Here is a 5,749-nt window from a genome sequence, read left to right as displayed (position 1 = left end):
GTGGCGGGGCGGGTCAGGCCGCTAGAGAGTCAGTGAGCGGCGGCGCGGTGAGTAGCCTTGGCGACCTGCCAGGTGGCCTTGAGAGCGGAGGACATGGCCTCAGGCACGGGACACGCCGCAGCGCTCCTGAATGCCGGTGGCGGCCTTGCAGGCGGCGGCCATGATGGCGGCGCGGTCGTACTGACCGGCGACGACGAGGGGGCGGGTGCGGGCGCCGAGCTGCACCAGGGCCCGGGCGCCGAGCAGGCCAGCGGGGATTTTGGTGCGAGCGTCGAGGCCAGCGCGGTCGATGCGGGTCCAGGATACGGTGCGATGGGACATGACGGGCACCTAGTGGTGTAAATCTCACCACTAGTGGTAATGCCGGCACCGGTTTGATGTCGACCACATTCGGTGATAAAATCACCATATGAAGCCGTTTCAGTGCCGAATGGCCCGTGCCGCACTCGGGTGGACAACCCAGGACCTCGCGCGTGAGGCTAGCGTGGGAGTCAACACCATCAATCGGTTCGAAGCTGGCCAGGACGCGCGCGTCAGCAGCGTCGACAAGATACGGTTGGCCCTTGAGAGCGCCGGCCTTGAATTCATCCCCGAGAACGGCGGCGGAGCCGGGATCCGGTTCCGGGAGCGGAAGGCGGGTTCATGACGCCGCGCTGGAGCCGCATCGGCGGCACGGTCTCGCTGGCAGGCTTCACTCTGATTGTGACGGCCCTTGCGGTCTGCGGGTTCGCGGGCCTCGTGCCGTGACTGCTGGCACCTCGCCAGAACACCTCTCCGAGGTTCTGCGCCTCTGCACGGCGCTCGCATATCGGGCGCTCGATGCGAGGATCGTGGGGCAATCCTTGCCGGCGGAGCAGGCTGTCGCGCTGGTGAAGGTCTCGCGCCTTCTGCAGGATCACGGCGTGGAGTGGCCGCCGCTCTTGGCACAAGTGCTCCAGGAGTTGGACAGACAGGCGACCAAGCCCGGGCCAATATCTCGGGCCGAGCCGCTGGAAAGCGTCGACCTCCAGGGTCTTTCGCTCTTCTTGGCCGGTTACCGTCAGAAGGATCAGACGTGACTTACACCGTCGAGCAACTGGCACCTGGCAGCTACGACGTGCTGCGCGATGGCGCCCTGGTCGCCAGCCTCGTTCGGAACGTGCATCGAAGCGGACCTGCCGACACTTGGTCTGCTGAGCTGCTTGAGGAGATGCCGGCGATCAAACGACCTGCGCCGTTCACGAACCAGCGGCATGTCTTCAAGTCGCGCCTTGCTGCGCTTGAATGGCTCAGCATCTCAGAGGTTGATGCCACTACCGAGCCGAGTGGATGAAAGCGATCAAGGGCCGGATGCTGGCGATTGGGGTGGCATTTGTGCTCGTAAGTGTCGAACGAGCCCTTGAGGCTGCGGGCCTGGAATACGCATTCGAGGACTGCGCCATTGCCGCCGTCACAGCGGCTGTCGTCGTTGCGGTAGCAGACCTTCGGCCATGACCGCCGGCCTCGAGTTCATCCCCGAGAACGGCGGCGGGGCCGGTGTCCGGTTCCGGAAGCGGAAGGGATAAAACCGGCGCTAGGTTCGTTAGGCCTCGACGAATTGCTCCGGTTAGGGACCAAGTATGCGCAGCCTCATCCTCGCCGTCAGCGTCATCGCTCTCGCCGCCCCTGCCTCAGCGCAGGCGCCCAACCGCGGCAACGCGGACCTGCAGACCAACTGTGCAGGTGACGCCCTCGCGTTCTGCGCCGGCATCGATCCGAACAGTCCGCAAATGGACGCGTGCTTCAAGAAGAATATGAGCCAGATGTCCCCAAACTGCCGTCGCGCCATCGATGCCTACGAGAAGGCTGGCGGTAAGTAGCAACTCTACGTTCGGTCAGAGCCAGAATGCCGCGAAGGGGGCGAGCCTTGGCCTTTTAAGCGGAAGGGATAGATCACCGAGGTGAGCCGTTAGCGCATCGACGAAATCCTTCGACTAGGTGTCAAATATGCGCAGCGTCATCCTCGCTTTCGGCCTCATCGCCGTAGCGGCTCCCAGCCTCGCAGCTCCTGACGCGCCCACCTCAAAGCGCGGCAACAAGGACCTGAAGACCTATTGCTCCGGGGACGCCGTCACCTTCTGTAGCGGCAATGATCCGGACAGCCCGGAGATGGACGCCTGCTTCAAGAAGAACATGGACAAGATTTCGGAAAACTGCCGACGTGCGATCACCGCCTACAAGGGTGGTGGGGGCAAGTAGTACCTCCACCGTGCTCGTGAGACAGAGGCCGACGCTGAAGCTGCTTGGCCATAGGAGCAGATGGAGGTGATCACAGGCCCGCAGCTACGTGCAGCACGACTACCTCTCGGCTGGGCGCCTGCGGACTTAGCTAGGCGAGCCAAGGTGCCTCTAAGCGTCGTAACACGAGCGGAGAGCAGCCGTGGCGAGCCGGCAATCACGATCGCACAGCTAAACGCCCTGATGCAGGCCCTGCGCACTGCCGGCGCCAGCTTCCCGCCTGCCGATGCGCTTTGAGGCATCCCATAAAAAGCGATCCGATTTTTTTAATCGGAAATAGGGGCACTCCCTGGGTAGCTCCCCCATTTTCGCGTCCCCTAAAAGACCCCCTTTTCCGGGGCGGGCGGGATCGATGAGAGCGTTTACCGGAGTTCATCCATTTGTTACTCGCTGACCCGGAACGCGAAAACAGATGCCGCACTTATGCCGCTCGGGCCCTACCGCCGGAGACACCGCATGCGTCATTCGTCATCCTTCGCATTTGTTTACCTAACGGCAATCATTGCCCTATGGATCGCGCCGAGTTCAGATGTCTGGGCGCGCAGCGCTAGCTCCTCAAAAGAAATGAGGGCTGTCGATACCGACAACGATGGGACGATCGATCTCAAGGAAGCGCAGGCCGCGGGTGAGGCGACCTTCGACAAACTGGAGAAGGACAAGGACGGCACGCTGACTACAAAGGAGTTGCAGGGGCGCGTCAGTCGCAAGGATCTGAAGGCAGCGGACGGGGACAGCGACGGCACGCTCGACAAGAAGGAGTACAGTGCGCTTGTCGAGCAGCGCTTCAAGGCGGCTGATCCAGACGGCGACGGCACCCTCGATGCCAAGGAGCTGAAGAAACCAGCCGGCCGCAGCCTCATGCAGTTGCTGAAATAGTGCCTCGTTCGCCAGTCCGTGATCGGATCGGGCGGTGACGTTGAGCTGACAGCGTAGAGATCCGAAACTTAGTCGCCGTCGGTCCCGTAACCGACGGATGGCTCGTGAGGCATTCCGTTGGATCATGAACTTGGTCGCCCAGTCTGCGCGCGTCGACGTAGTGCCTTGCACGGTTCATAAGGGCTGCTTCCGCTGGGTCATCACGTCAGCAGACGGTCAACGCTCGGAACGTTCGCCCTACGCCTACGCATCCACAGCTGGGGCGCTGGCAGCGGGTGAAATCCGGCATCGCGAGGTCGGTGGGAAAATTTGAGGTCGCTCAAGCGCTTGGAGCGCTCGGATCGCCCTGACGGGCGCGCCTTGAAACCCACCTGTCCAGGGTGAGTAACCGTTACCTTGCAGACAGGTCAGAACAAGGCAGGCGTTGTGAACGAGTAGTCGATCTTGACGCCGAACTGAAACTGATCCGGGCTGCCAAATGGGCGGCGCACCAGCGGGCTGTTCCCTGAGGCACCCAGGATCCGAGTATAGCCCGCAAAAGCGGTGTAGGCCCAGGTCTCGTTCTGTGTGTAGGTCACGGCGCCGAGCACGCCAGCCGAATAAAAGCTGCGCGGATCATAGGAGGTGATCCGTCCGTTCAGTGCGGCTTCGGCGGGTGACACGCCGAAGTACTTCCGAGCGAAGCTGGCATCGCCGATGTTGAAGCGTGGGCCGATGGAGAACAGGAGCTTTTCAGTCGGGATCAGGTAGTCGGCTGCCACTGAGCCGACCGTGCCATGATGTCCATAGATGCCCTGCCGGACCTCCACGCGCGTGCGCAGGAAGGAGACAGGATAGAACTCCGCGAACACACCCGGCTCGACCGCGAAGCGTGCATCGCGGAAGCCGAAAAGGTGGCGTCGATCATCGCCGTAGTAGCGGCCGGGTACGATGCGGGCGGTCGGACCGATCCGAAACACCGGATCATCATAGAGGGACAGGCTGAAGCCGTCGTCCGGCGCCGAGAAGCGGCGTGGTTCGCCGAGGCGTCGGATGTCGATGGAGGGATAGCCCACGGCCGTGTAGTTGCTGGCGCCAGGATAACGCGGCACGACCTGTAACGAGCCGCTGACCGTGACAACCCAAGTGCTTGGATCGACCTGAGCGAAAGTTGGCATCGGACGTGGTAGAACGGCGCCCAGATCCGCTGCACGCGGTGCCGTAGTGCCGAAGGTGGCGAGGAGTGCGCCTGCGCCGAGAAGGGCACGGAACCGCCGAGTGAGGTAGGGCAAAGGCGTCATGGCCACGCTTTATGGCGCCATTTCATCCCGTCCGCATATGCAGGAAGTGCGACTCTCGTCCGAATGCCCCGCAATAGGATCGGCCGTGATTATTCAGCAACGTTCTGCTCCGGGCGGGTAGCTACCTATGTCAGCCTGTTCGAGGGCGCCCACCCCAAGCCGTTCTGGACGGGCCGGGCTATCAAGTTGATATCGGCTCAATCCAAATGAACAGCATCGTTGCAACCACTAAGAGCGCCCCGAAGAAATAGGCGGCCTGTAGGTCTCGGCGGTTCTGGGACGCTTTTCCGAACCCAGACATGATCAGCTTCACAGCCGTCGCGATGCTAGCGCAGCCAGAGCCCATGATGATGGCGAGCAGGATCCAGCCAGTAAGCATCTGAGGCATGGTTTCCTCTATTGCAGGCGTTCAAGAACGTCCATGGCAATGGCCAGGCGGCCATACCTTTACGGCTCGCCCGGCTTACACGCTACTCGGCAGCGACAGCCATCTTGGCGGAGCTAAGCGGTAGCGAGCGCTCATCGAGCCAAGCTCCGAGCCGGCGGGTCAGAGCGCTCAACGGGGTGCTCACGCCCACCCGCGCGTCTTGATGCGCAAGGTCAATCTGCTCTTGGTAGTCGATGTCATCGTAGGCGCGGAACAGCGCGTCTCCGGACTCGCGCCACATGGGCCGCTGGGACAGGACCTCGGCCAGGGCCCGGATCAGGACGCCCTTCAACATGTGCGGATTTCCGTCGCCGGTCTCGGTCACGCACTGAAGCGCAGAGATGGTCACCTCATCCCCGTAGGTCGTGATGACGGCCCGCAGAGAGGATACCGCGTTGATGGCGTTCGGCGGCGAGTCCTTCTTCGAGAGCTTGTTGCGGGGGATCTTCACGCCCGCGCGCTCGGCGACTTCCGCGACTCGCTTCGCGAAACCGCTCCCGGCCTGTAGCTCGGCGTGGAAGATGTTGTTCTGGTAGAGGCGCGTGATCTTGGAGTTGATGGCGGCGAAAGCCTCCGCCTGCTTGGCCCGGTCAGCCTGAACGATGCAGCAGGGCACCTTCTTGATGTTGTGCAGGAAGGCGGCCGTTGTGCGGTGCTGCCCGTCGATGATGGCGTAGAACCCGCCCTCGACCGGAGCGACAATCACCGGAATGAACTTGGACCAGTCGAAGTCGTCAGCGATTGCGATGATGTGCCGCCATGCGAGGCTGCCCATCGCACGCTGGTAGCTGTCATCGATTACCAGCAGATGCGTCTCGCCCCAACTCATCATCGGCGCCGGCCCTGGGTTGAGCGGCGACAGCTTCAGCCTCTCGTGGTTCGGGATGGCCTTGGCTGAGATCGAGCGGAA

11 protein-coding genes are annotated in these 5,749 nt (G+C 62.5%); 7 read left to right on the top strand and 4 right to left on the bottom strand.

All coding sequences use genetic code 11. The features are described 5' to 3' along the window. Nucleotides 1–99: 99 nt before the first annotated feature. On the bottom strand, nucleotides 100–321 hold the full coding sequence (locus MKK82_RS11735; RefSeq protein ID WP_243985814.1) for a hypothetical protein: 222 nt from the start codon (nucleotides 319–321) through the stop codon (nucleotides 100–102). A gap of 88 nt (nucleotides 322–409) precedes the next feature. Here MKK82_RS11735 and MKK82_RS34400 point away from each other — a divergent pair, with 88 nt between their 5' ends. The 7 genes from MKK82_RS34400 (at nucleotide 410) to MKK82_RS11700 (ending at nucleotide 3,132) form a co-directional block, all read left to right on the top strand. Further along, nucleotides 410–646, top strand: a complete 237-nt coding sequence (locus MKK82_RS34400; RefSeq protein WP_243985813.1) for a helix-turn-helix domain-containing protein — start codon at nucleotides 410–412, stop codon at nucleotides 644–646. A gap of 97 nt (nucleotides 647–743) precedes the next feature. Beyond that, on the top strand, nucleotides 744–1,058 hold the full coding sequence (locus tag MKK82_RS11725) for a hypothetical protein (RefSeq protein WP_243985812.1): 315 nt from the start codon (nucleotides 744–746) through the stop codon (nucleotides 1,056–1,058). Further along, the gene (locus MKK82_RS11720) at nucleotides 1,055–1,312 is read left to right on the top strand and encodes a hypothetical protein (RefSeq protein WP_243985811.1); all 258 of its coding nucleotides are present in this window, start codon (nucleotides 1,055–1,057) and stop codon (nucleotides 1,310–1,312) included. Before MKK82_RS11725 ends, MKK82_RS11720 begins: the two co-directional genes overlap by 4 nt. Continuing rightward, the gene (locus tag MKK82_RS11715; protein WP_243985810.1) at nucleotides 1,309–1,473 is read left to right on the top strand and encodes a hypothetical protein; all 165 of its coding nucleotides are present in this window, start codon (nucleotides 1,309–1,311) and stop codon (nucleotides 1,471–1,473) included. Before MKK82_RS11720 ends, MKK82_RS11715 begins: the two co-directional genes overlap by 4 nt. 125 nt (nucleotides 1,474–1,598) lie before the next feature. After that, a complete protein-coding gene (locus MKK82_RS11710; RefSeq protein WP_243985809.1) occupies nucleotides 1,599–1,838 on the top strand; it encodes a 3',5'-cyclic-nucleotide phosphodiesterase in 240 nt (79 codons plus the stop codon). Nucleotides 1,839–1,965: 127 nt separating this feature from the next. Further along, nucleotides 1,966–2,217, top strand: a complete 252-nt coding sequence (locus MKK82_RS11705) for a 3',5'-cyclic-nucleotide phosphodiesterase (protein WP_243985807.1) — start codon at nucleotides 1,966–1,968, stop codon at nucleotides 2,215–2,217. Between the two features lie 495 nt (nucleotides 2,218–2,712). After that, complete coding sequence (locus MKK82_RS11700; protein WP_243985805.1) at nucleotides 2,713–3,132, top strand: EF-hand domain-containing protein; 420 nt, start codon at nucleotides 2,713–2,715, stop codon at nucleotides 3,130–3,132. Nucleotides 3,133–3,539: 407 nt separating this feature from the next. Here MKK82_RS11700 and MKK82_RS11695 read toward each other — a convergent pair whose 3' ends face one another. The 3 genes from MKK82_RS11695 to MKK82_RS11685 form a co-directional block, all read right to left on the bottom strand. After that, nucleotides 3,540–4,412, bottom strand: coding sequence for a MipA/OmpV family protein (locus tag MKK82_RS11695; RefSeq protein WP_243985804.1), 873 nt, complete (start codon nucleotides 4,410–4,412; stop codon nucleotides 3,540–3,542). A 181-nt stretch (nucleotides 4,413–4,593) separates the two neighbouring features. Continuing rightward, a complete protein-coding gene (locus MKK82_RS11690) occupies nucleotides 4,594–4,800 on the bottom strand; it encodes a hypothetical protein (RefSeq protein WP_243985803.1) in 207 nt (68 codons plus the stop codon). Nucleotides 4,801–4,882: 82 nt separating this feature from the next. Next, a partial coding sequence (locus MKK82_RS11685; RefSeq protein ID WP_243985802.1) for a ParB N-terminal domain-containing protein occupies nucleotides 4,883–5,749 on the bottom strand: 867 nt, incomplete at its 5' end.

The organism is Methylobacterium sp. E-046, from assembly GCF_022829625.1.
GTDB classification, from domain to species: domain Bacteria; phylum Pseudomonadota; class Alphaproteobacteria; order Rhizobiales; family Beijerinckiaceae; genus Methylobacterium; species Methylobacterium longum.
This window is presented reverse-complemented; position numbering and strand designations above follow the sequence as displayed.